At 59.0% G+C, this 22,514-nt stretch carries 18 protein-coding genes and 3 tRNA genes; 13 read left to right on the forward strand and 8 right to left on the reverse strand.

The window, feature by feature from the left end; genetic code table 11:
• Positions 1–251 precede the first annotated feature (251 nt).
• Together QNJ86_RS04230 and QNJ86_RS04235 are read left to right on the forward strand one after the other, a co-directional pair.
• Positions 252–1,598 carry a citrate/2-methylcitrate synthase gene (locus tag QNJ86_RS04230; RefSeq protein ID WP_283831342.1) on the forward strand — a complete coding sequence of 449 codons (1,347 nt, stop codon included), beginning with the start codon at positions 252–254 and terminating at the stop codon, positions 1,596–1,598.
• A 171-nt stretch (positions 1,599–1,769) separates the two neighbouring features.
• Positions 1,770–2,210, forward strand: a complete 441-nt coding sequence (locus QNJ86_RS04235) for a MarR family winged helix-turn-helix transcriptional regulator (RefSeq protein ID WP_283831343.1) — start codon at positions 1,770–1,772, stop codon at positions 2,208–2,210.
• A 422-nt stretch (positions 2,211–2,632) separates the two neighbouring features.
• Here QNJ86_RS04235 and QNJ86_RS04240 read toward each other — a convergent pair whose 3' ends face one another.
• Positions 2,633–3,379, reverse strand: coding sequence for a TorD/DmsD family molecular chaperone (locus QNJ86_RS04240; RefSeq protein ID WP_283831345.1), 747 nt, complete (start codon positions 3,377–3,379; stop codon positions 2,633–2,635).
• Positions 3,380–3,726: 347 nt separating this feature from the next.
• On the opposite strand from QNJ86_RS04240, the gene QNJ86_RS04245 reads away from it, so the two are divergent.
• The 4 genes from QNJ86_RS04245 (at position 3,727) to QNJ86_RS04260 (ending at position 9,873) form a co-directional block, all read left to right on the forward strand.
• Positions 3,727–4,845 carry a hypothetical protein gene (locus QNJ86_RS04245; RefSeq protein ID WP_283831346.1) on the forward strand — a complete coding sequence of 373 codons (1,119 nt, stop codon included), beginning with the start codon at positions 3,727–3,729 and terminating at the stop codon, positions 4,843–4,845.
• Positions 4,842–7,586 (forward strand): molybdopterin-dependent oxidoreductase, encoded by a 2,745-nt coding sequence (locus QNJ86_RS04250; protein ID WP_283831347.1) that lies wholly within the window; start codon positions 4,842–4,844, stop codon positions 7,584–7,586. Before QNJ86_RS04245 ends, QNJ86_RS04250 begins: the two co-directional genes overlap by 4 nt.
• A gap of 13 nt (positions 7,587–7,599) precedes the next feature.
• A complete protein-coding gene (locus tag QNJ86_RS04255; RefSeq protein WP_283831348.1) occupies positions 7,600–8,211 on the forward strand; it encodes a 4Fe-4S dicluster domain-containing protein in 612 nt (203 codons plus the stop codon).
• 219 nt (positions 8,212–8,430) lie between these two features.
• Positions 8,431–9,873, forward strand: coding sequence for an MATE family efflux transporter (locus QNJ86_RS04260; RefSeq protein ID WP_283831349.1), 1,443 nt, complete (start codon positions 8,431–8,433; stop codon positions 9,871–9,873).
• Between the two features lie 243 nt (positions 9,874–10,116).
• Here the strand turns inward: QNJ86_RS04260 and QNJ86_RS04265 are convergent.
• Positions 10,117–10,204 (reverse strand) — tRNA-Ser (locus QNJ86_RS04265).
• A 172-nt stretch (positions 10,205–10,376) separates the two neighbouring features.
• On the opposite strand from QNJ86_RS04265, the gene QNJ86_RS04270 reads away from it, so the two are divergent.
• The 4 genes from QNJ86_RS04270 to QNJ86_RS04285 all read left to right on the forward strand — a co-directional run bounded on the left by QNJ86_RS04270 (position 10,377) and on the right by QNJ86_RS04285 (position 13,088).
• Positions 10,377–10,940 carry a nucleoside deaminase gene (locus tag QNJ86_RS04270; protein ID WP_283831350.1) on the forward strand — a complete coding sequence of 188 codons (564 nt, stop codon included), beginning with the start codon at positions 10,377–10,379 and terminating at the stop codon, positions 10,938–10,940.
• A 4-nt stretch (positions 10,941–10,944) separates the two neighbouring features.
• Complete coding sequence (gene ispE, locus QNJ86_RS04275; protein WP_283831351.1) at positions 10,945–11,985, forward strand: 4-(cytidine 5'-diphospho)-2-C-methyl-D-erythritol kinase; 1,041 nt, start codon at positions 10,945–10,947, stop codon at positions 11,983–11,985.
• Between the two features lie 98 nt (positions 11,986–12,083).
• Positions 12,084–12,638 carry a LemA family protein gene (locus tag QNJ86_RS04280; protein WP_283831352.1) on the forward strand — a complete coding sequence of 185 codons (555 nt, stop codon included), beginning with the start codon at positions 12,084–12,086 and terminating at the stop codon, positions 12,636–12,638.
• Positions 12,639–12,707: 69 nt separating this feature from the next.
• Positions 12,708–13,088 (forward strand): guanylate cyclase, encoded by a 381-nt coding sequence (locus tag QNJ86_RS04285; protein WP_283831353.1) that lies wholly within the window; start codon positions 12,708–12,710, stop codon positions 13,086–13,088.
• A gap of 89 nt (positions 13,089–13,177) precedes the next feature.
• On the opposite strand, the gene QNJ86_RS04290 is transcribed toward QNJ86_RS04285, so the two are convergent.
• Positions 13,178–13,268: transfer RNA gene (locus QNJ86_RS04290), tRNA-Ser, on the reverse strand.
• Positions 13,269–13,332: 64 nt separating this feature from the next.
• On the opposite strand from QNJ86_RS04290, the gene QNJ86_RS04295 reads away from it, so the two are divergent.
• Positions 13,333–15,357: a DUF2207 domain-containing protein gene (locus QNJ86_RS04295; protein ID WP_283831354.1), complete on the forward strand. Its 2,025-nt coding sequence runs from the start codon at positions 13,333–13,335 to the stop codon at positions 15,355–15,357.
• Positions 15,358–15,573: 216 nt separating this feature from the next.
• Here the strand turns inward: QNJ86_RS04295 and QNJ86_RS04300 are convergent, their stop codons facing one another.
• From QNJ86_RS04300 to QNJ86_RS04320, 5 genes are all read right to left on the reverse strand, one after another.
• Complete coding sequence (locus tag QNJ86_RS04300) at positions 15,574–16,923, reverse strand: (Fe-S)-binding protein (RefSeq protein ID WP_283831355.1); 1,350 nt, start codon at positions 16,921–16,923, stop codon at positions 15,574–15,576.
• Between the two features lie 133 nt (positions 16,924–17,056).
• A complete protein-coding gene (locus tag QNJ86_RS04305) occupies positions 17,057–17,869 on the reverse strand; it encodes a hypothetical protein (protein ID WP_283831356.1) in 813 nt (270 codons plus the stop codon).
• A 245-nt stretch (positions 17,870–18,114) separates the two neighbouring features.
• The gene (gene dapB, locus QNJ86_RS04310; RefSeq protein ID WP_283831357.1) at positions 18,115–18,915 is read right to left on the reverse strand and encodes a 4-hydroxy-tetrahydrodipicolinate reductase; all 801 of its coding nucleotides are present in this window, start codon (positions 18,913–18,915) and stop codon (positions 18,115–18,117) included.
• 336 nt (positions 18,916–19,251) lie between these two features.
• Positions 19,252–20,676, reverse strand: coding sequence for a Fic family protein (locus tag QNJ86_RS04315; protein WP_283831358.1), 1,425 nt, complete (start codon positions 20,674–20,676; stop codon positions 19,252–19,254).
• Positions 20,677–21,017: 341 nt separating this feature from the next.
• Positions 21,018–21,104 (reverse strand) — tRNA-Leu (locus QNJ86_RS04320).
• A gap of 601 nt (positions 21,105–21,705) precedes the next feature.
• On the opposite strand from QNJ86_RS04320, the gene QNJ86_RS04325 reads away from it, so the two are divergent.
• Positions 21,706–21,939, forward strand: coding sequence for a hypothetical protein (locus tag QNJ86_RS04325; protein ID WP_283831359.1), 234 nt, complete (start codon positions 21,706–21,708; stop codon positions 21,937–21,939).
• Positions 21,940–22,110: 171 nt separating this feature from the next.
• Positions 22,111–22,395, forward strand: a complete 285-nt coding sequence (locus QNJ86_RS13880; protein WP_420052751.1) for a helix-turn-helix domain-containing protein — start codon at positions 22,111–22,113, stop codon at positions 22,393–22,395.
• Positions 22,396–22,514 lie beyond the last annotated feature (119 nt).

The following is a 22,514-nucleotide window of genomic DNA, read 5'->3' on the forward strand; positions in this document are numbered from 1 at the left end:
TGGTGAGCGGCATCCCGTGTGCGGCTTCAGATTCGCCCAGTTCGGTAGAGGGTAACACGCCTTCGTCCGGATTCCCTCTGCTATTCGCCTAAACGTACTGGTTCGGGAAGCGATGACCCTTTATCATACTAAAGCACGAACGGACGACCCCTCCGATCTCCCCGCCCTCAGTTTCGCTTCCCGGCCCCCGTCGGCCGCAGATGCGTTGCGCGGCGTCGGGCGGAGGCTGTCCATGACGCAGGGAGGTATGCATGCAGGAAGAGAAAAAAATCGCCCTCTACAAGAACTTCAAGACTATCAATACCATTGACCCCGCCATCTACGACCAGTACGACGTGAAGCGCGGCCTGCGCAACGCCGACGGAACGGGCGTGGTGGCCGGCCTGACGAACATCGCGAACGTGCACGGCTACGTGGTGTCCGATAACGAGAAGAGTGCCGACGAGGGCTCGCTGCGCTACCGCGGCTACGACATTTACGACCTTCTGGGCGACCCGTCGGTTGAGCACCGTTTCAATTACGAAGAGGTGGCATATCTCCTGCTCATGGGCGAGTTGCCCACGCGAGAACAGCTTGACAGTTTCATCAGCGTGTTGGATTCGGAGCGCGAACTGCCCGACGGATTCACCGCTTCCATGATCATGCGCGACACGCCGCCCGACATCATGAACGTGCTGGCGCGCACCATTTTGCTGCTGTACGCCTATGACCCGGAGGCCGAGGATCGCTCGGCGCACCACGAGATCCACACCGCCATCTCGCTTATTTCGCGCCTGCCGCGCATCATGGTGCTGACGTATTACGCGAAGCGCGCACGCTACAACAACGAATCCATGATCATGCACCGCTTTATCCCCGGTCAATCCACGGCCGAGACCATCCTGTCCATGCTGCGCCCCGACCGCCAGTTCACGCCTGAGGAAGCGCGCATGCTGGACGTCATGCTGTGCCTGCATGCCGAGCACGGCGGCGGCAACAACTCCACGTTCACCACGCGCGTGCTGACCTCGTCCGATACCGACGCGTACTCCACGTACGCGGGCGCTATTGGCTCGCTGAAGGGTCGCAAACACGGCGGCGCGAACCATCAGGTGCTGGCCATGCAGCAGGAAATCAAGGAGAACGTGACCGATTGGTCGGACGAGGGTCAGGTGGCCGATTACCTGGCGAAGATCGTGCGCAAGGAGGCGTATGACCGGACGGGCCTGGTGTACGGCATGGGTCACGCGGTGTACACGAAGTCCGACCCGCGCGCTATTATTTGCAAGCAGTTCGCCGGGAAGCTGGCGGTGGGTACGGAATTTGAGGCGGAGTTCCGCCTGCTTGAGAACATTGAGCGCCTGGCGCCCGAAGTCATCCTGCGCGAAAAGGGTACCAGCAAGGATATGTGTGCGAACGTGGACATGTACTCCGGCTTTGTGTATTCGATGCTGGGTATTCCGGAGGACCTGTTCACGCCCCTGTTTGCGTGCGCCCGTATGTCGGGTTGGGCCGCGCACCGCTTCGAGGAAATTGTCGCCGGCAAGCGCATCATTCGCCCCGCATACAAATCCACCCGCAAAGGAAAGCGCCCCTTCGTCCCAATGGACGAACGATAGGGAGCGGGACTGCTGTTTTTTGAGGGGGCTGCTACAAAAGCCCCCTCCTGCTTTACAAAAAGTGTGACGCGCTTCGCGCTAACTAATACGTTCGCTATCGCTCTTTTATGGAAAATAATTGACATGTCAATAAGAAGGCGAATTTACGGGCGGCTGTGATAAACTGGCGACATGCCTGATACCGACCGTCCACATAAGAATCTTGCCCAGCGCCTCGTGTACACCGTGACACGCTATCAGCAGCACATGCAAAATTTGCTGAAGGAGCACGGCATCGGTCAATCTGAGTACCCGGTGCTCATCTACCTGGTGCATCACGACGGCCCCGACATGTTCGTGAGCCAAAGCGACATCGCGAAGCGCCAATTCCGAGACCCCGCGCTCATCACGCGTGCCGCTAAGGGCTTGGCTAAAAAAGGCTATATCACGGTGGAAACTTCCACCACCAATCGCGCCCGCCACACGCTGCGTCTCACGCCGAAGGGTCGCGAACTTGCGCGCCTGGTGGATGACCTCGTTTGGCAATGGGAAGAACAAGCCTTCGCCAACTTCACCGACGAAGAACGCCGCACCCTCAAACAACTCCTTGCCAAACTAAATCTCCCTGAATAAAAGAGAACGCAAGCGCGCTGCTATAGATGATTATTTTAATCATCTTATAACCGGCAGGCATTTTTTTTGTGGACTCGAATATCACACAATAAAAAATCCAAAAAACTAAATCCAACGATTTTTTCATTTCAATTATTCTTCCGCACCATTTATTCGAACGCCATTTAAGGGGTCTTCCTTTTTGCGCACTCTTTTTTGCTTACGTTTTCATTCCCAAAAGCGATCGTTTTTTTATCTATGTAATTGTTTTTTCATCCATTTTTCGATTGTTTTTCGGTTGGAACACGTGATCGAGAATGCCGGCGGCGCTGTGACCTGCCACTTTTTGCATGGCGAAGTGAATGTTTCACGTGAAACATTTTGCACGCGCTCACCCACCGAACGCGTGCAACAATTCGTTAATTCGTTAATTCGTTAATTCGTTAATTGGGGGTGCTGTTGGTTTCTTCGGGGGTTGCCCATGTCTTGAGGAGGGTGAGGAAGGGAGGGAAGAAGGTGCTTGTGGCGTGGGGGGTGGCTGACGTGCACCACGTGGAGAGCCAGGTGAAGAGGTGCTCGCGCTCAAACGTTTCGCGTTGGGTGCGGGCGGTGAGGGCTGCGGTGGTGTCGCCGATTTCGAGGGCGGTCAGTTCGCGGTGGGCAAGGTGCGCCAAAAAGGCGAGCTCGACACCAAGGAAGTCATCGCGTTCGGCATGTTCGCCACCAAAATGCACGTTGGCTTGGGCGTACGCATCGGCAATGCCCGACAGACGACCTTGTGACGATGCACCATCGCCATCAGGAGAAGAAAGCCAGTAGGTCTCATAAGGGGGGAGCGGTCCCGCCTCATCCACGCCGCGGCTGAGGCGCGTCCGATCAACAGCCGTTTCGCGCTGCAGTGCCTCAAGCGCCTCCGGTTCTCCTTCGTCCGCTTGTGCGTCCGCATTCTCCACCTGCTTACACCAAGCCACCCACTCACGCACGCCAGGCAAGGCGTCCTCATCGTGCGCCGCTTCGCCAAAAAGCAGACGAACGCGCGAAGCCACTCCCACAATTTCATTGTGGCCAGGCGCCGGAAGCGGCGTCAGCAGCATTTCAGCAGCGAAATCGTAAAACGCCGCCGCGTTGAGTGCTTCAAGGTATTCATTCTCGGTTGTGCTTACCGCTGTCACGTTCATGTTTTCACTCATGGCTTCCCCTTTACGCTCAACATAGTATTCCCCAGCAATCGCATTCCCATGCGTTAGTCATGGGCGCACGTGCTTTCAGCTCACAGCAGTGCTTCTGCCCTCGCGCCAAAAATTCGTTCGAAAACTTTGGCGAAAGTGCCCTGTTGCTCCTGGTAACTTATCCAAAAATTTCCGCTTCGCCATTTCCTTGCAACGAAAAAATCATCGCTGTTAATGGGACTTCCTCTCAACATCGCCAATGAAAAAGATACGTCTTAATACTTGACATGTCAATATCAGGCTCGTACTCTATGCAATGACTTGTCAATTGATAAGTCAACTAAGAGGAGAGGTTCAAAGGAGGGACCATGAAGCAAGAGAGCTCGGAAGGGCGTCTCGTTTGCGGCGTGCCGAAGCCGTTTTGGATTGTCGGCGCGGCGCTGGCCGTTATCGGCATCGCGGCGTTTATCTTCCAAATGGCTGGTCAGTCGATGGCCGGCGCATCGCAGTACCCGTGGGGTTTCTACATTGCCCTGTTCTACACGCTGGCATCCGTCGGCGCGGGACTGCTGGTTGTGGGCGGCATTGCGCGCACGGCGGGACTCATGGACGGAGCGCTCATGGCGAAGTTGTACGCCGTGGCGTGCGCGGCGTTTGTGGCTGCATCCGTTCTTATTGTGGTTGACCTCGGGTTTCCGCAGGCCATCATGCTGGCGTACGCGTCGGCGAACCCGTCGTCGCCCGTGTTCTTCGACGCTATCGTGCTGCCGCTGTGCATTGTGTTCACCATTGTTGCCGTGCTTCTCGCGCGCAGTGAAACAGCTGGTCGCGCGCTGGCCGTCGTGGGCATCATCACTGGCCTGGTGCTTCTGGCTGTGGAAGCGTGGCTGCTCACCACCTGCAGCGGCAAGGACGCCTGGGGTGTGCTGCTGGGCGCTGGCCCTGCGCTCATTCAGGCAGGCACGCTGGCGGCCGCCGTCATCGTGGCCTTCAAGCCCGAAAGTCGCGCCTGGCGCGCGCTCACCGCAACCGGTGCGCTTTTGACCGCAGCTTCGCTCGCGTTCGACGTGGTGCTGAACGCCGGCGCTGGCACGGTGCTGGGCAGCCAGTTCGCCGCTATTGCCGCGCATCCGCTGTTCTGGCTGGGCCTTGCGTGCGCCGTCGTCGCGGCCGTTGTCGCGCTGGTGGCCCCGCTCGCGTCAACCATTGCCGCACGCGCTGCCGCCATCCTGGCCGTGGTGGCCATTCCGCTGCTGAAGCTGGCCATCTTCTGGGGCACGCAGTCCATCGCCGCAGTTCCCGAGCTCGAAATGCCCGGCGCGCCCGCCTTCGACATCGTGGAAGTGGTCGTGTTCGCTGGCGCCGTGGGCATCGGCATGCTGGTGTACGCCGCCGGCACCACGCTGCTCGCCAAGCGCGCAGCCGCCGCACCCGCAGCCGCACCCGCGACCGTTCCCGCAATCGACACCGAGGAGGTGCCCGCATGACATCCCTGTCCCGTCGTTCGTTTCTGAAAGGCGCCACCGCCCTCGGCGCAGCTGCCGCTCTCGGCGCCGGCGCATCCACAACCTGGTTCGCTCCCGGCGCGCAAGCACACGCCGCCGCCACCGAAGAGTGGAAGCCAGCCACGTGCCCGGCCTGCCACAACCCCATCTGCGGCACGCAGGTGAAAGTGGTTGACGGCGTGGCCGTGGAAATCAAGGGCGACCCGAAATCGCCCACCAACCAGGGCCGACTCTGCCCGCGCGGCCTGTCGGTGCTGGGTGGTTTGTACCATCCCTACCGCGTGAAGAAGCCGCTCAAGCGCACGAACCCCGAAAAGGGTCTCGACGTGGATCCCGGCTGGGTGGAAATCACCTGGGACGAGGCCATGGAAATTACCACGCAAAAGCTCAAGGAATGCATGGAGAAAGACCCGCGCGGCCTGTTCACGCAGACCGGCTTCGGCAACGAGGACTCGTTCAAGCGTCTCATCTTCGAAGGCCCCTTCGGCACGCCGAACGGCCTCACCACCTCCGGCCCGCTGTGCGCCGACCACTTCGGCCCCATGGCCACCAAAGGCACGAAGGTGGACAAGTGCGACATGGAGCGCTGCGACTATCTGCTGCTCATGGGCCGCTCCATCGGCGACGAGTGGGGCCTCGCGCACCAGAACACGAAGGAGTACGTGGACGCCGTCGCGCGCGGCATGAAAGTGGTTTGCGTGAACCCGCGCAAGACGAACTCCGCACAGACGGGCGAGTGGGTGCCCATCGCGCCCGGCACCGACGTGGCCATGTGCTGGGCCATCGTGAACGTGATGCTGCACGAAATTGGCCGCTGCGACGAGCACTTCCTCAAGGTGCGCACGAACTCGTCCTACCTGGTGGAAGACGCGTATGAAACGCTCAAGGGCACGAAGGTGTGCTTCCAGGATTACGTGCGCGACCCGGCCACGGGCAAGCCGCTCGTGTGGGACCAGGCCGCCAACGCGGCCGTGCCGTTCGACACCTCCGTCGGCGACACGTATGCGCTGTTCGGCGAATATGAGGTGCAGGGCAAGCGCGTAAAAACCTGCTTGCAGCTGATCAAGGACTACGTGGTGGACATGACGCCCGAGTGGGCCGAAGAGGTTACCACGGTGCCCGCCACCACTACGCGCCGCATTGCGCAGGAGCTGGTGGACTACGCCCGCATTGGCTCCACCATTGAAATTGACGGCGAGACGTTCCCCTTCCGCCCGGCCATGGCGCTAGCGCCCGGCCGCGGTGCGAACTCGAACCCGCTGAACGTGGAGCTGTTCAAAGCTATTGAAGTGGTGAACGAGCTGCTGGGCAACATTGACGTCCCCGGTGGCAGCCTGGGCTTGGAGCACGGCGACTTGCACGTGATGAAAACCGATGCCGACGGCTTGCTGGTTCCGCCCGCGTCCGACAACTTCAAAAACCAGGTGCTTGGCCAGGAGAAACTGTCGTTCCCGCCGCAAAGCTACAAGCTGGAATGCTTCTACCCGCACGAGCTGCACATCATGCAGCTGGTGTGGCGCGCGGCCGTGGACCCGGAGAGCTACTACCTGGATTACAAGCCCGAGGTGTACATGGTGCTGGGCGGCGGCAACCCGCTGCGTTCGAACTCCAACCCCGAGCCGGTGGTGGAAGCGCTCAAGCAGATTCCGTTCACGTTCACCATTTCGCTCTGGATGGATGAATTGACGCAGTTCGCCGACATCGTGCTGCCCGAGCACCACGCGCTTGAGCGTTACGCGCTGTGGAACGCCACGTGGATTTCCAACAAGGGCACGTCCGACTACAGCCGCCGCCTGCGTATTATTGAGGCGCGCAAGCCGGTGGTGGAGCCCGTGTTCGACACGCGCCAGCAGGAAGACCTGCTCATTCAGTACGCACACGCGCTGGGCATTCTGCCGAAGATGACGGGTATTGCCAACAAGGGCTTCCAGGGTAAGTTCCTGCCCGACAAGCCCGGTGGCATTGCTGAGGAGTTCGCGCTCAGTCCGAAGGAGCCCTACACCTACGCTGACGTGGTCGAACGCAAGCTGAAGACGCAGTTCGGCGGCGACGGCTGGGACGCTGTGAGCGAATGCGCCGTCGTGGGCTATGAGCTGCCCGACGTGAAGTCCAGCTACATTTGGCACTGGCACCCGGAGAACGCATACCGCATCCCCGTGTACTTTAGCTACAACGCTCGCTCCGCGCGCATGCTGCGTGAGATGCTGGCCGAGAACAACATCGAGTTCCCGCACGCCGACATCGACGAAGTGCTGCGCCAGTACTCGGCCGCGCCGCTGTTCTTCGAGTTCGAAGGCATGCATCCCACCGAGGAATTCCCCTTCAAGGTACTGCAGTTCAAGACGCACTTCCAGGTGAACGACTCGTCGGGTCTGTCGTACAACCACTGGCTGCACGACGTGGAGGAACACTTCGACCCGAACCTGAAGAAGGTGCTGCTGGCACCCGCGCGCGCCGCTGAACTGGGCCTGGCCGAAGGCGACGAAGTGGTGATTGAGTCCATGTACGGCGGCAAAACCTCGGGCGTGCTGCATCTGTCCGAGATGATTCACCCCTCGACGCTGGCCATTTCCGGCAAGTGGGGCGCGAAGGGCGCCGGTCTGGTGGATTTCGCGCACGAGGGCCCGCACTACAACACGCTGCTCAACGATGACGAACGCGACATTGGTTTCATGATGGGTAACTTGAATAACTCGGTGGCCGTCAAGGTCTACAAGGCATAAGGAGGGAGGACAAATGCGCTACGGAATGGTGATCGACCTGAGGCGATGCGTGGGCTGTAACGCCTGCACTATCGCATGCAAGCAATCGAACGGCACGCCTCCCGGCATGTTTTACTCGCACGTGTCCCTGGATGAGCAGGGCGTATATCCGAATGCGACGGCGGTGTACACGCCCATGCTGTGCGCCCATTGCGAAGAGGCTGCGTGCGTGTCGGTGTGCCCGACGGGCGCGTCGTATCGCGACGAGGGTGGCGTGGTGAACATCGACCACAGCAAGTGCATCGGCTGCAAGTACTGCATCGCGGCCTGCCCCTACGATGTGCGCACCTATGTGGCCGACCGCATTGAGGGGTACTTCCCCGAGCATGGGTTGACCGAACAGGAGCAGCGGATGTACGCGAACTTCGAGGTGGGGAAGGTGTACAAGTGCGACTTCTGCCGCAGCAAAGGTTACACCGACAGCATTGACCCCTCGTGCGTACGCGCTTGTCCTGGTGACGCGCGCATCTTCGGCGATTTGGACGACCCCGAGAGCGACGTGGCGAAGCTTCTGGCAAACGAGCAGACCCGCGTGCTGGGCGAAGAATACGGCACGAAGCCGAATGTGTACTATATAGCCCGCTAACCTGGGCGAATACAGAGTGCCTCCCCTCCTTGGGCCCGGCCTGCCGCCATGTGTGCGGTGGGCCGGGCTTGCTTCTTGCGGGGGAGGCGTTATCATGTCGAAACAGGCTTGAGGTATTGACAAGTCATGTGTTTGGGGTGGTGACGGGTAGCTGGGGGGCGCGGGGCGCCGGCGGCTGGCGGTGGCTGCCAGCGGGGATGAAGGCGAAGGGGGGTGCGCATGGGCGTTTCCGGAGATCAGCGGAAGGAAGAGGAGCCTCGCGTTGCGGGGCCGAAGCCCGATGCATCCATGGGCACCGAACAGGTGGGCCGTCTGCTTGCGCGTTTTGCGCTGCCGGTGGCGGCGGGGCTGCTAATCACGCGCTTCTATATTTTGGTGGATGGCATGTTTGTGGGACAGGCGCTTGGCATGGCTGGTGTGGCGGCCACCACTATTGCCATGCCGTTCGTGACGCTGCTGAATGCCCTAGTCATGCTTATCGGTGATGGCGGCACCGCGGTGGTTGCGCTGCGCCTGGGAGCGGGTTCGCGCGAAGGTGCCGCTCACGTGTTGGGTAACGCGCTGGTAATGCTCGTGGGGATGTCGGTGCTGCTCGGTGCCACGGTACTGTGGTGGGCCGAGCCGGTGTTGGGCTTGGTGGGCGCATCGGGCGAGGTACTTGCGCAGGCCAAGACCTACCTTATTCTTACCGTGTTGGGTACGTTCGCGCTGGGGTTTTCTCTGGGCATTGACACGTTTTTGCGGGCGGTGGGCTTCCCCAGCCGCACGCTGGCAGTGCAAATTGCGGGTGCGGTGGCGAATATCGCGCTGGATTACGCGTTCGTTATTGTGCTTGGTTGGGGCATTGTGGGTGCCGCCGCGGCTACGGTGTTGGGGCAGGTGGTGTGCCTCGTGATGACGATAGCCTTCCTGTTCAAGCGTGACATGCCGTTTCGCTTGCGCTGGCGCGATCTGCGGCCCGACGCGCAGCTGATGGGGCGCATCGCGCTGCTGGGCATGCCGTCGTTTATCGTGCGCAGCTCCGACGCTGCACTGAATCTGCTGCTGAACGGTCTCGTGGTGGCGTACGGTGCGGCCACGATCCTCGGCGGTGACGACGCGCTCGCCGTGTCGGGAGCCATCAGCCGTGTATCGCAGTTCGCGCTCGTACCCGCCATTGGCGTGGCGGTGGGTGTGCGCCCGCTTATTGGCTACAATCACGGAGGCGGCGATGCTGCACGCGTGCGAGCAGTGGTGCGCCGCGCCCTCGCAGTGGGGGCGGGCTGCCTCACCGTATTTTGGCTGGTCATAGAGCTCAACCCACTGCTGCTCATGGGTCTGTTCGGCTTCACGGGAGTCACGGCCGAGTTCGCCTGCTGGGCTCTGCGCGTGACGTTGTTCGCCATGCCCGTACTAATGGTGCGCATCATGGGAACGAACTACTTCCAAGCCATAGGCTGCGCCAGCAAAGCCATCCTGCTCACGTTTTGCCAGCAGATAGTGTTCCTCCTTCCCTTCGTAGTGGCGGCTCCGCTCGTGCTACCCGCGCTCACAGGAGTCACCCCGCTCGCCGCCGTCTTCTGGGCTCAACTCGCCTCCGACATACTCTCTACCGCTCTCACCGCTATCCTCTTCTTCCGCGAACCAGAACTGCGACGCTCACGGAAGCCCCTACCGAAGTGAGAGGAACCCCACTGGGTCGATGTAGGGTACCGTCGAGTCCTCGAAATCACGCAAATTCCTGGTGATAATGAAATCGCAGCCATTCTCGCGTGCTGTTACCCTTCAACTTTTTTGTACAAGAAAATTCAAAAACTTGTGCAAAGTTAGAAAGCCAAAAACAACCGTTATAAAAAGCTAGAAAAATTGAAACCCATAGAGCTACTGCACCCTTGGAATAAAACAATTATCAGGTATTTAGAAATCTGGCGGAGGCGGTAGGATTTGAACCCACGAAACCTTGCGGTTTAACAGTTTTCAAGACTGCCGCCTTCAACCACTCGGCCACGCCTCCGCTTGTTGAGATGGGGTCGGCGCTCGTGACTGCGCGAAAGGCGCGGCCTGCGTGCAACCCGGCGGCGGGATGTTTCACGTGAAACGCTCGTTCGCCGCATGCTTTTTCGGAGTGGCTCCGAAACGCAAGCAAAGGATACCATATAATACAGCGCATGAACGACGATTTAGATATGCGAAACACAGCCGATGCCAACGCACCCGGCCAGCATCCGCCCTCGCGCACCGCGCCCTTTGCGCCGCGGGAAAGCGACGAGTTCTATCTGCGTCTGGCACTGGAAGAGGCAAGACACGCGGCTGACCTGGGCGAAGTACCTATCGGGGCCGTTGTGGTTTACGAGCCCATCGACCCGGGAACGCGCCGTCCGCTGGCCGAGGCGCGCGTCATCGCACGCGCCTGCAATCTGCGCGAAACCACGCGCGATCCGGCGGGCCATGCGGAATTTCTGGCCATGAAGCAGACTGCGGCCGAACTGGACGCGTGGCGGCTCACGGGCTGCACCGTGTATGTGACGCTGGAGCCGTGCATCATGTGCGCCGGGCTTATGCATCAGGCGCGTATCGATCGGTGTGTTTTTGGCGCGCCCGACCCGAAGGCCGGCGCGCTCGGTACGCTGTACCGCATCAACGCTGATGAGCGCCTCAACCACACATTCGAGGTTGTTCCCGGCGTCCTAAAAGAAGAATGCGCCGCGCTGCTGCGCGGATTTTTCGCAAGCAAGAGGAAGAAACGATAGCGCTATGACTGCAACACAACCCAACAACCAGAACCGCCCTGCCACCAGCCCGACTGACGCCGACACTCCCGTCGACTTGGTGGCAACCGCCCGCGCGGCGCAGCAGCTGGACGAGCGCACTCCCGCCCGCGGCTCCGGCGCAGTGAAACTCATCGCGCCAGCCAAGGTCAACCTGTATTTAGGCATTGGCGGCCGCCGCGCCGACGGCTACCACGATGCTACCAGCATTCTGCACGCCGTGAACCTGCACGATATTCTCTATCTGCGCCTTTTGCCCGGCGCGGAAGACGCAAGCGGCCTCACCGTGCACGTGGAAACCTCTGCGCGCGAGGGCCTGGAGCCGCTCGACGTGCCCTCCGAAAACAACATCGCCCACAAGGCCATCGCCGCTCTGGCTGGTCGCCTCGGCCGTAACCAGCACGAAACGGTGGAAGTGCACATCGAAAAGCACATTCCCGCGCAGGCAGGCCTCGGCGGCGGCTCGTCCGACGCGGCCGCCGCGCTCTTGGGTGCGGCGCACCTGTGGGGCGTGAATCCCAACGACCCGCTGCTGGAAGAAGTGGCCCACGCCCTGGGCAGCGACGTGGCGTTTTTCCTACACGGAGGCTGTGCGTGCTTCAACGGCGCGGGCGAGCACTTCGAGCGCACCCTCACGCCGCTCAAGAAAAGCCTCGTGCTCATGAAGCCCGCCGCTGGCGTGTCTACGGCTGAGGCCTACCGCACCTTCGACAAACACCCGCAGCCGCTTGACGTGAACCTGGCCGCCGCAGCCGCCACCGCAAGCAGCGCCGTAGACGTCCCGCTGTTCAACAACCTGGCGCCGGCCTCTGAACTGCTGCTTCCCGAACTGACGGACGTGCGTACGTGGGCGACGGAGCAACCGGGCGTGGAAGGCGTACTGCTCTGCGGCAGCGGGTCGTCAACCTTCGCCGTGTGTTCCGATGTGGACGCGGCCCTGCGCTTGTCGGTTGCTGCGCGCCAGCGCGGATGGTGGGCGCGCACGACGGCGTTTGGCTCGCTGCGCGCGGCGGTCGTCCCCGCCTAGCAGGTGACTGGGCATCTTCCGTTTCTTGACTTCGCGCCAACTTCCGCACGCTGGGCACCCGCGATGGTAGAATGAGGTCAACCGAACAAAGGAGCATCATGAGCACCGCATTGATCATTGTTCTTGTCATTGTTGTTGTGCTGGTCATCGCGGCCATCGCGCTGTACAACAACCTCGTGAAGTTGCGCAACATGGTGGACAACGCCTGGGCGCAAATCGACGTGCAGCTGCAGCGCCGCCTGGACCTCATCCCCAACTTGGTGGAAACCGTGAAGGGCTACGCCTCGCACGAACGCGGCACGCTGGACGAGGTCACGCAGGCTCGCGCGGCCGTAATGAGCGCGCCCACGCCCGAGGGTAAGATGCAGGCCGACGGCATGCTGACCGGCGCTCTGAAGAGCCTGTTCGCCGTGGCTGAGGCCTATCCGGACCTCAAGGCGAACACAAACTTCCAGCAGCTGCAGGCCGAACTGTCCAACACGGAAGACAAAATCAGCTACATGCGCCAAAGCTACAACGACACCGTGATGAAGTACAACACCGCCATCCAGACGTTCCCCGCCGTGCTGCTGGCCGGCCCCATGGGCTTCAAGCAGCGCGAAAGCTTCGACGCCACCGCGGGCGCAGAAACGGCGCCGACGGTGCAGTTCTAGCAACACCCGCTACGCCAGCTCACGCCGCCGCAGCACTACCCGTAACTCTCGCACAGAAGGAGCATCGACATGATAGCTAGGCTTTCCCGCATCGTGCCCTTGCTCCTGGTGCTGGCCGTGGTGGCGCTTATTGTGTATCTGGTGGCCCAGTACAAGTACTCGCCGAACCGCGCGAAAGAAATTCTCATCAAAGGGTTCACTTGGCTCACGGGCATTTTGTCGGGGTTCTTCGCGTTCGTGTGTGGCTACGCGCTGCTTGAGCGCAACGAACCGGTGCTTGACCTGGCGCTGAGTTTTCTCGCTACCGCGCTCATTGGACTCATTATCACCCGCATCTGCCGCGCTGTGTTCGTGCGCCATCATCCCGGCTGGGGCAAAAAGCCCACCGCCAAAGCCAAACGCCTCGACGACCACCCCCGTCGCCCCTTCAAGCCCCCCTGGGCGAAATAGTTCCACGGCCTTCGCCGAGCTTCTCACTTCCCCACACTCCCGCCAAACGGCATGAAAAAAAGCCCAGTCTCCTGGGCTTAACAATGCGGTGGCGGAGAGCTGGGGATTCGAACCCCAGATACGCTTTTGGCGTATACTCGCTTAGCAGGCGAGCACCTTCGGCCTCTCGGTCAGCTCTCCGCAGTATAATAGGTGCGGTTTGCAATGATACCGTGACGAACCCCAACATGCAAGGAGCACAATCGTGCAAAACACGAGCGATTCGCAACTTGTCCTATTTAATCCGCGTTTGCGCGGCGCCAACACGCGGTTAAGCCGCGCCATCATGCTTTGCGCGCTGCTTGCGTGCGTCGCGCTCGCCATCGTGGCGGCTGCGCCCAGCACCGCGTGGGCGAAATCCTACGATATGACGAAGGTGGACATCACCGCCCAAGCCGAAACCGACGGCTCGCTGCACGCCGTCGAACAGCGCACCTTTGACTTTAATGGCGATTTCACCGCCGTGTGGTGGACCTTCAGTGGTCTGCCGTCGAACGCGCAGTTGCAGGTGAACTCCATGCGCATGGCGCGCGTGGGCGCGGACGGCGCCGTCGAGGGCGAGTGGAAGACGCTTCCCAGCGTGCCATTCGTTCTCAGCTGGCGCGACGTGGGAGGCCCCGGCACAGAGGCATATTCCGTCGACAAGCCCCTGAACGCCGTGTACGCCTTCTTTAACGTGTCCGACGAGCGCCTGATGATTGAGCTGGACTACACCGTCATCAACGGCGTGCAGGCCTACGAGGACGTGGGCGAGGTGTACTGGAAGTACATCGGCAGCCAGTGGGAAGAGGACTCGGACAACGTTACCATGACGCTGGCGCTACCCGTGCCGCAGGGCGTTGAGGTGGTGCCCGGCGACAACGTGCTGGCCTGGGGCCACGGTCCGCTCGACGGCACCGTCACCATCAACTCGGACGGCACGGTAACCTATCACAACCCGCACGTGAACGCCGGCCAGTACGCCGAGGCGCGCGTGCTGTTCCCCGTGTCGTGGCTGACGAACCTCTCGCCCGAGGCCTTGAAGGCCCACCAGGGTGTAGCGCGCCTTGAGCAGGCGAAGACGGAGGAACAGGCCTGGGCCGATCAGGCGAACCGCGAACGCACGAACGCCCTTCTGCTGCTCATCGGCTGCGGCGTGGTGTGCGTGCTGCTGATTGCGTGGGCGCTGTGGTCGTACTTCCGCTACGGTCGCGAACATAAACCCGACTTCACGGACGAATACTGGCGTGACGTGCCCGCGCCCGGCGTGCACCCGGCCGTCATCGGCCGTTTGTGGCGCTGGAATCGCGAAAGTCAGAACGACTTCACGGCCACGCTCATGCACCTGTCGCACATCGGCGCGCTGCGCATCGATCGCGGCAGCTACCAGGAGCCGAAGGCATTCGGCCGCTTGGAAACGGTGGAGGACTACTATTTCACGCGCGTGCCGGCTGTAGCCGACGCCGTGACCGATCCCATCGACCGCGCAACGCTTGACCTGCTGTTTGATGTTATCGCGGGCGGCACCGATTCGCTGTGGTTCGGCTCCATCCAGAAGTATGGCAAGGATCATCCGGAGCCGTTCCTCGATGCCATGAAGGGTTGGCAGGGCGTGGTGGAGGCCGAAACGAACCGCCACGACTACTTCGAATTTAAGGGGAAGCGCTACCAGGGCCTGCTCATTGGCCTGGGCGTGGCGGTGTTTATTATCGGCCTGCTGATGGTGGCCGTGCTGCAAAACTTCCTGCTGCTGGCGTTTACGCTGCCCACGGCCATCGCGCTCATCGTCATCGGCAACTACATGCCGCGCCGCAGTGTGGAAGGCAACAACCTGGTGGCGAAATGCAAGGCGCTGCGCAACTGGCTGCGCGACTTCTCCACGCTGGACGAGCGCCCGCCCACCGACGTGAAGGTGTGGGGCGAGTTCATGGTGTATGCGTACATCTTTGGCATCGCGAAGCAGGTCATGAGCGAGCTGCAAACGAAGATGCCGGAACTGTTCGACGGTGAAGCAGGGGCGTACGGCTACGGTGTGCCCTGGTGGTTCTGGTACTCGCCGCTGTACGGGTCGCACGGCCAGGCTATGCCTTCGGGCGGTGACCTGCTGCAGACCGCTATGGCGAACACCATGGCTTCCGCGCAAGCAGCCATCTCGGGCGCGAGTGGGAACTTCTCAAGCGGCGGTGGCTTTGGTGGAGGCTTTTCCGGCGGCGGAGGCGGCGGCTTCGGCGGAGGCGGCGGCGCCCGGTAGAAAAAGCCAGATCAGAAGAACAAACCGACCCGCTAAAAGGCGGGTCGGTTTTTATCGGCCGGAGCAGCAAAGATAGAGTTTGCGGACCCCTCTTGTCATCCTGAGCGAAGCGCCGCAGGCGCGTAGTCGAAGGATCCCGTGCGGCGTTAGCGGGACGTCTTCCTGTTGGCACCGCACGGGATCCTTCGACTCGCTTCGCTCGCTCAGGATGACAAGTTACCCGAAGAACGTCTGGTTGAGCCAGGGGCCGTATTCGCCGGTCCACATGTCGTTGAGCTGGCCGAACACCACACTCCAGTCGATGGTTTCGCCGAATAACACTTCCAAGTAGTGGCGGTTGCCAATGCCGCGCTCCGGGTCTGCTCCCAAACAGGCCTGCGCAACTGTGTAGGTGCAGGTGGGACATGCGGTGATGAGCGTGTCGGCACCCGTTGCGCGCGCCTCATCAATGATGCGCCACACGCGCCGGTTCGTGATGTCCGGGTCGAAGCCCGCCACTGCGCCGCCAGCCCCGCAGCACAGCGTGCCCTTACGGTGGTGATCCAACTCGCGCCGGTCGGTCTCGGGCAGCGTGCGTTTCACTAGGCGGCGAATGGAGGCACCATGGCGCCCGTCGAAGCGGTCGTGGCAGGAATCGAAGAACGTCACGCTGGCGAGATCGAGCGGCGCGAGCGCCGGTGCCGTTCCCTCACTGTGCGCCGTTTCGCGCAGCTTTTGCAGCATGAACTCGGGAAGGGGCACAATGTCAATCTCGTCGCCCATCAGTTCGCGGAACTCGTCGCTACAACCCGGGCACACCGTAAGCATGCGCGTAATACCCGCCGCGCGCATCTGGTCGAGAATGCGTTGGCGCAGGCCAGCCGCGCGGTCGAACATGCCCGCACTCATCAGCGGGCTGCCGCAGCAGTCGTCGCTCAATGCCCACGACACCCCCGCCGCGCTCAGCCAGTTCCCCACCGTGCGCGTGAGGCCGGGCGCATAACTTACCAGCGAGCACCCGGGGAAGAATAGCGTGTCGACCAACCCCGGCCCGTGTTCGGCGGCGGCCGCCAGGCTCACAAACTCCGGGTAGCCGATGCCGTAGATGGCCCGGTAGGCGCTGAAAATGTTCCATTCGTTGTCCACCATGACCAGCGTGGAGTCCTCGGGCGGCATGAGGCCGGCCTGCAAGAACAGTCCGCGCCATTCGCGCATGCGCTCGGGCGCCAGCATGTGAGTTTGGCAGGTGGCGGTGCAGTAGCCGCAGAAACAGCAGCGGCGCAGCGCGTAGTAGATCTCGGGATGCTCCTGCGTGAGCTGCAATACGGCGTCGGGTTGTTCCTCGGGCGGCAGCGCAACGATGCGCGCAAAGCCCTCTTCCACCAGCCCAATGTCGAGCGACGGCTCCTTCAGCACTTCGCAACGCAGCGTGCAACGCTTGCAATGCACGCAGGTCAACCGCTTGTTTGCCCACTCGGCTAGCATGTTCAGCACGCGCGAGTCCAGCTGCGCAATCTGTGCGAGTTCGTCTGGTGTCAGCCGCTCGGGCGGCAACATGTTCAGGTTGTTGTTCTCTCCCGTTTCCATGCGCCTCAGTGTAGCGCAATCCTCCTCAGATGAACACAAAAACAAGCCAGCATCCCCGTTTTCATTTAGACGGTTTTTTCGCTCAAAATGTTTCACGTGAAACATCAAGCAACGAAAAATTTTTCCGCTGGCCTTACCACCACATTTCGTCGGCCCACAAGAATTGTTCGTCGATGCGGTAATACCAGGTCATCCATTTATCTTCGGGCATGGGAACCCCGTAAGAAAACGACATGTGATCTTCTATGTCGTCGTAGGTTGTATCGGGGTAGAATCCTTCAGCTTCTAAATAGTAATCGGTAAAAATTTCTGTCCCGTTCGCGTACGCCGTGAGTTCAAACGCTAGCGACTGCTCGGTTCTCAGTTTCGTGTAAAACCGAAAGATTGTGTCGGTGTATTCCTTCTCCGTTAAACCATCCGGCAGCACGATGTCGAGCCAGTAAAAGGATTGCTCGTCCGCAAAGAACTCTTCCAAGGTCAGGGAGAGGTCTGAGTACGCGTGGCGCGGATTGTCTATGCAGATCACGTATTTCTCGAAGGGTTCGCCCTCAAACAGGGGTTCTATCTCGCGAATTGCCTTCATGGTGTAGAAAACGGCCGAATAGGTATCGTCTTTCGTGGGGAAGGGGCCGATGTGCCCCGCGTCGATCACCCTTCTTATCCACCCTTTTTTCTGTCCCAAAATAGCTTGCGCTTCCAGCCCCTCTTCATCTTGAAACATCGCCCGGAAAACGTAGCAGCCTTCGCTCTCGCTAAACGTATAGCGCTCCTCGCCGGTGAGCGTGAACTCCTTGTGATACTTTTCCTCCAACTGCTGCAGCATAACATGACGTGCTTCCTCAACATTGTTGTAATAGACCTCGCCACTCAGCGCAGAACACCCGCTCACAAGTCCAGCAAGCCCCAAACACAGCAGCGCCATGCACAGTGTTTTGAGTCGCATCAAGCGAATGCCACCTCCCAGCCCCGGGACAACAAAACTCCGACAATTCCCCAAGCCAAGTATAAAGTGCCAAGGCATGCCAATAAGTTTCGGCTGTGATTCCCGCTGGTGATTCAAATTTTTTAAGACGGCAGGTGAACTTCTCTGTCAGCCGAAGCAGCATACGGAGACTCGTTCTTCTTAACGAATTCCACAATGAATCCGAGCAACTGCGGAGTAGAGCCTTTCGAGGCAGGAGGACTGTACTGCTACAACAATTCGAAAACTTCCTTTATGTTGTACACGCCGGCGGGTTTGTCTTTGAGGAATTGGGCGCAGTCTACGGCGCCGCGGGCGAAGCAGTCGTCGCTGTAGGAGTAGTGGGTGATTTCGAGGCGCTCGCCGAAGCCGCCGAAGTACACCTTGTGGTCGCTCGTGATATCGCCGGCGCGCAGTGAGTGGAAGCCCACGCCGCCTGGCTTGCGTGCGCCGTGGCCGCTGCGGCCATACTCGGCCAGTTCATCGAGTGTCGTGCCCTTGAGCTGGGCAATCATGTTGCCGATGATGACGGCAGTGCCGCTGGGCGCGTCTAACTTGTCGCGGTCGTGCTGGTCGATGATCTCGATGTCGCATTCGTCCACGAGCGCCTTCGCCGCCATCTCCACCAGGCCGAGCATGACGTTCACCATCTTGGATGTGTTGCATTTGAAGATGAGGGGGATGTGCGTGCCCGCTGCCTCGAAGCGCTCGAACTGTTCGGGCGTGAACCCGGTACTGGCGGTGACGAGGGCTTTCTTGTAGGCAACAGCCAAGTCCAGCGTCTGAAGACACTGCTCCACGCTTGACACGTCGATGAGCACATCGCACTCGTCAATGATGGTTGCGAGGTCATCCACCACCGGGATGCCCAAGTCGCGCCCGAGACCAGCCACCTGGCCGAGGTCGCGCCCAATATAGTCGCGGCCGGCGGGTCCAACGCCGCCCACCAGCTCCAAGCCCTCGCGCTCGTCCACGAACCGGCAAATAGGCTGCCCCATCTGCCCGTGACATCCAACCACAATCACCTTCATACGCGCTCCTTCACTGCAACGGCTGTTCACGCGAGTATACGAGCACAGCATGCTAGGCTGCGTCCGTTTTGTGCAGACGCACCAAAAAAGAACCCAAGAGGAGACGACATGATTTGGGTGCACCTGAACGCCCCTTGGCGAAAGTATCGGAAGCAAAAAAATGGCGAGGAAAGGGTCCCCGTCCACTGTCAGGAGTGTACGTCTATACGGCTATGCGGTTCCCGCAGGGCTGCCCGATGCCGATGACCCCATGCGCCTCCCGTCCGCGCTGCGAAGTTTCGCCCATTGTCCTTGAAGCGCTATCTCACGCGCTCATTAATATGGTAGGTTCGGTTTCTACTTTCGCGTTCTTCTATAGCGCTGATTACTGCTGGTCGGCTTCGTTGGAATCGTCATCTCGATCGCCTCTGAATCCAAAGCTGGCTTTAGGTATGCCTTTCGGAAGTACTTTCTATCAGTAAGTCCGAATCGGTCCATCAACTCCGCAAGACTTAATTCATCGTCTCCGAGAACTTCAACGAGCTGAGCAACTTGGGGGGTAGCTTGGGGGGTAGCTTGGGGGGCAACTTGGGGGGCAACTTGGGGGGTGCTATGATTCATGTTCCACAGAATCACACGGAATGAACGTCCGTCATCTTCGAAACGAGGCATAAAGCGTTCTTCATAGTTGGGTGCAACAGCGGTCTTGTCCCTGATGAGCTTAAGTCCGCTGCCCTTTCGCTCCATAAATCGCATCCTTTGAAAGAGGTCGGCGATGACGGGGTTTCTTCTTACGCTGTCCACATGTTCAAGATCTGCATTCTGAGGAAGCGGGCCGTCAACCTTTCCACCGGGTGAAGTGATTTCCAGCCTGTCATCATAGGCAAACACCGTTATCTCGGCACCACCGATGCCGTAATCACGATGTATGAGTGCATTTACCAAGGCTTCTTCGACTGCCCTAGCGACATAGCTCGGTGTCTCAACCCTGTCATTATCTGTTTTAGCCCAACTTACGACGTTGTTTCTTTCGACGAAGTTCGTGCCCTCGCGGAGAAGGCGTAACAGACAACCCGAATACTCATGGTCATCGGATACTTCATCATCCAATCGCGTTTTGTCCAAGCCATTCCACCTCGTACAAAATATTCTATTGCAGCGAAGGATAGGCTGGTCTGCAAGAAGGACACCTGCGTTTGTAAGCGCACCATCTCTCGTGGCAAGACCAAAGGATATGAAATCCGACTCTTCAAAAGGATCACCCGTTCTCTGGAGGTAGGTCGCCTTCAAAATGTCGAAACTATAGTCCTCGCGCTTGTATTGCGTTTCCAACTCATCGAAGTGAACATGAGCTCCGCGCATGGAAAGAGTTCTTAGCTGGGATGCATTAGCCGGTAGCGAGCGACTTCCGGCTCGGACGTAAGCAACTTGGGTGCCATCTCCCACATAGAAGTAAGGACAGTCCCTTCCGGCAGGTACATCGAGCAATAGAACGACAACTCCGTCGACGCGCTCAGCACTAAGATGGAAATTAGGGCAGGGGTCGATTCTTGCCCCGATAAGCTCACTGATCTTATCGGCCGTTTGATGAGCATCATCAAGACCTATGGCAATACCATCGTCATTAACGCCGAAAGCTAACATACCCCCTATTCCATTCGCAAAGCCGCATACAGATTTGAGCCAGCTTTTTGGCTTAGTTTCTTCGAGCGAAACTTTGAACTCATAGTCTGTGGTCTCCGTAATTATGCGGCCCAACACGCTATCGGTGTCTGAACTCACACGCTGCCTCCTTATGTGCATCAACATCCGCCTTTGGTATGGTAGCATGACCGTCATTTTCCCTGCCTCATATCCACTTACTTATAGATACAGTGATCGACGTTGTAGATGAAATGGTGTGGCTCAGTAAGTTCATGTAACTTGTTCCTATGCCAAGCTCTGCGTTCGGGGTGTATCTAGGATGAAGTAGCCGTATGTGCTGATGAAGAGCTTTTTTGAGCTACTGTAACGTTAATCCTGTGGGGTTCAACCCCCACCAGTTGGGGGACGAAAGGGGGGCTTCTGGGGAATGAAAAAAAGAAGCCCCAAGCCGGTGGCCTGGGGCTTCTTTTGAAATCAAATGGTGCGGGTGAAAGGACTTGAACCTTCATGGGGTTGCCCCCATACGGACCTGAACCGTACGCGTCTGCCAATTCCGCCACACCCGCACTTGCACCACGCTTTCGACATGGCCGAAAGCAAGAAAAGATAATACAGGACTTGCCCGTCCTGCGCAAGAAGAAATGTAAAACTAAGTAAGATAAGCCAGATGGGCAAGGTACGCCTCTGCTGATCCTGATAAAAGTGTGACGCGCTTCGCGCTACTGAATATGCCATGGGATAGCCATATTTCCGCGCATTACGACGCGGGTTGACTGACTTGAAGGCGTTGATGTGTGATAGGTGCAACCTCCGTAGCGTCATCGCTGATCGAGCACCTACAGGGGTTGCCTTACAAGCGCGTTAGCCGCAGGGGAATATGCCCTCGTCATAATGATGGGGAGGCGCATAACGTCTTGGCGTCATCAATAGCGCGAAGCGCGTCACACTTTAACGAAGCGAGGTGCTCTGGATATTGAGTTCTGCGACAGTGCTATCGTGATTTTCGCCGGTCAGGCAACTAAGTCGATTGTCTAGACGATTTTGGCTAGGTCATGGCATTTGTAACCTTTACGCTTTTAGATGCATAATTGGGGAAGACGTTGCAATATAGTGTCTGAAGAATGAATTCGCACCACAGGGGGAACTCGGTAATAGAAAGGGCTTACGATGCATAACTTTGAAAAGTTTATGGAAGCGCACAACATTGACGTGCAGGCAATAGGTGAATTGGAGGATGTGAGCAAAATGCAATTCCTCAAACTCAAAGTGGGTTTATACGGAAAAACAAATATCGATACTATTTTTGCAATTGCTGCGCTTGCCGATTGCCAAGCAGGCGAGGTAGCAGAAGCTCTTCTTGATCAACCAAAAGACAATAGTCAGAACGACGATGTTTTTTAATGCCTTGAAAGTGCCGTATTAGTTTACAAATGATAATTTTTACCATTAAGAAAACAATGGCGGAGGGCTCTTGATCGGCTCTTTAACATTTTAGTTTTCGCAAGGTGTCGTTATCGATTGTATCCGCATCCGGCACACATGCCTTGAAATGCTGCATATCCTGTAGTCCTAATGGATTACAATCAGGACATAGGATCAATAGACGCGCAGGCTCTCAAAGTTGCCTTCGGCAGGGTCGTATATCGACACCGTCTCGATATAGGCATCGAGCAGCGACCCTTTTCGCGCATGAGTGGTGTCGGTAACTCCCACTTGCGCCGTATTGAAGCTGGTGAAGCCTCACCTAGCCTCACGACCATAGCTAAGATCGCTTCCGCATTTGCGGTTGAACCGGCAGATTTGCTGGACGAGACATACCGCCTTATGGAACAAGAGCGCCGCAGTTCTCGCGCTTAGCCTTTCGCAGAATCAGTCAGAATTGGCAGAAAATCGACTTTAGGGCGTGCGGCAGAAAGTTGGACCGCCTTGAGGCGGTCCACGACCGATCGAGTGGCCCCGTAGGGGCCGCGAGGAGG

It is taken from the genome of Gordonibacter faecis (genome assembly GCF_030077735.1).
Taxonomy (GTDB): Bacteria; Actinomycetota; Coriobacteriia; order Coriobacteriales; family Eggerthellaceae; genus Gordonibacter; species Gordonibacter faecis.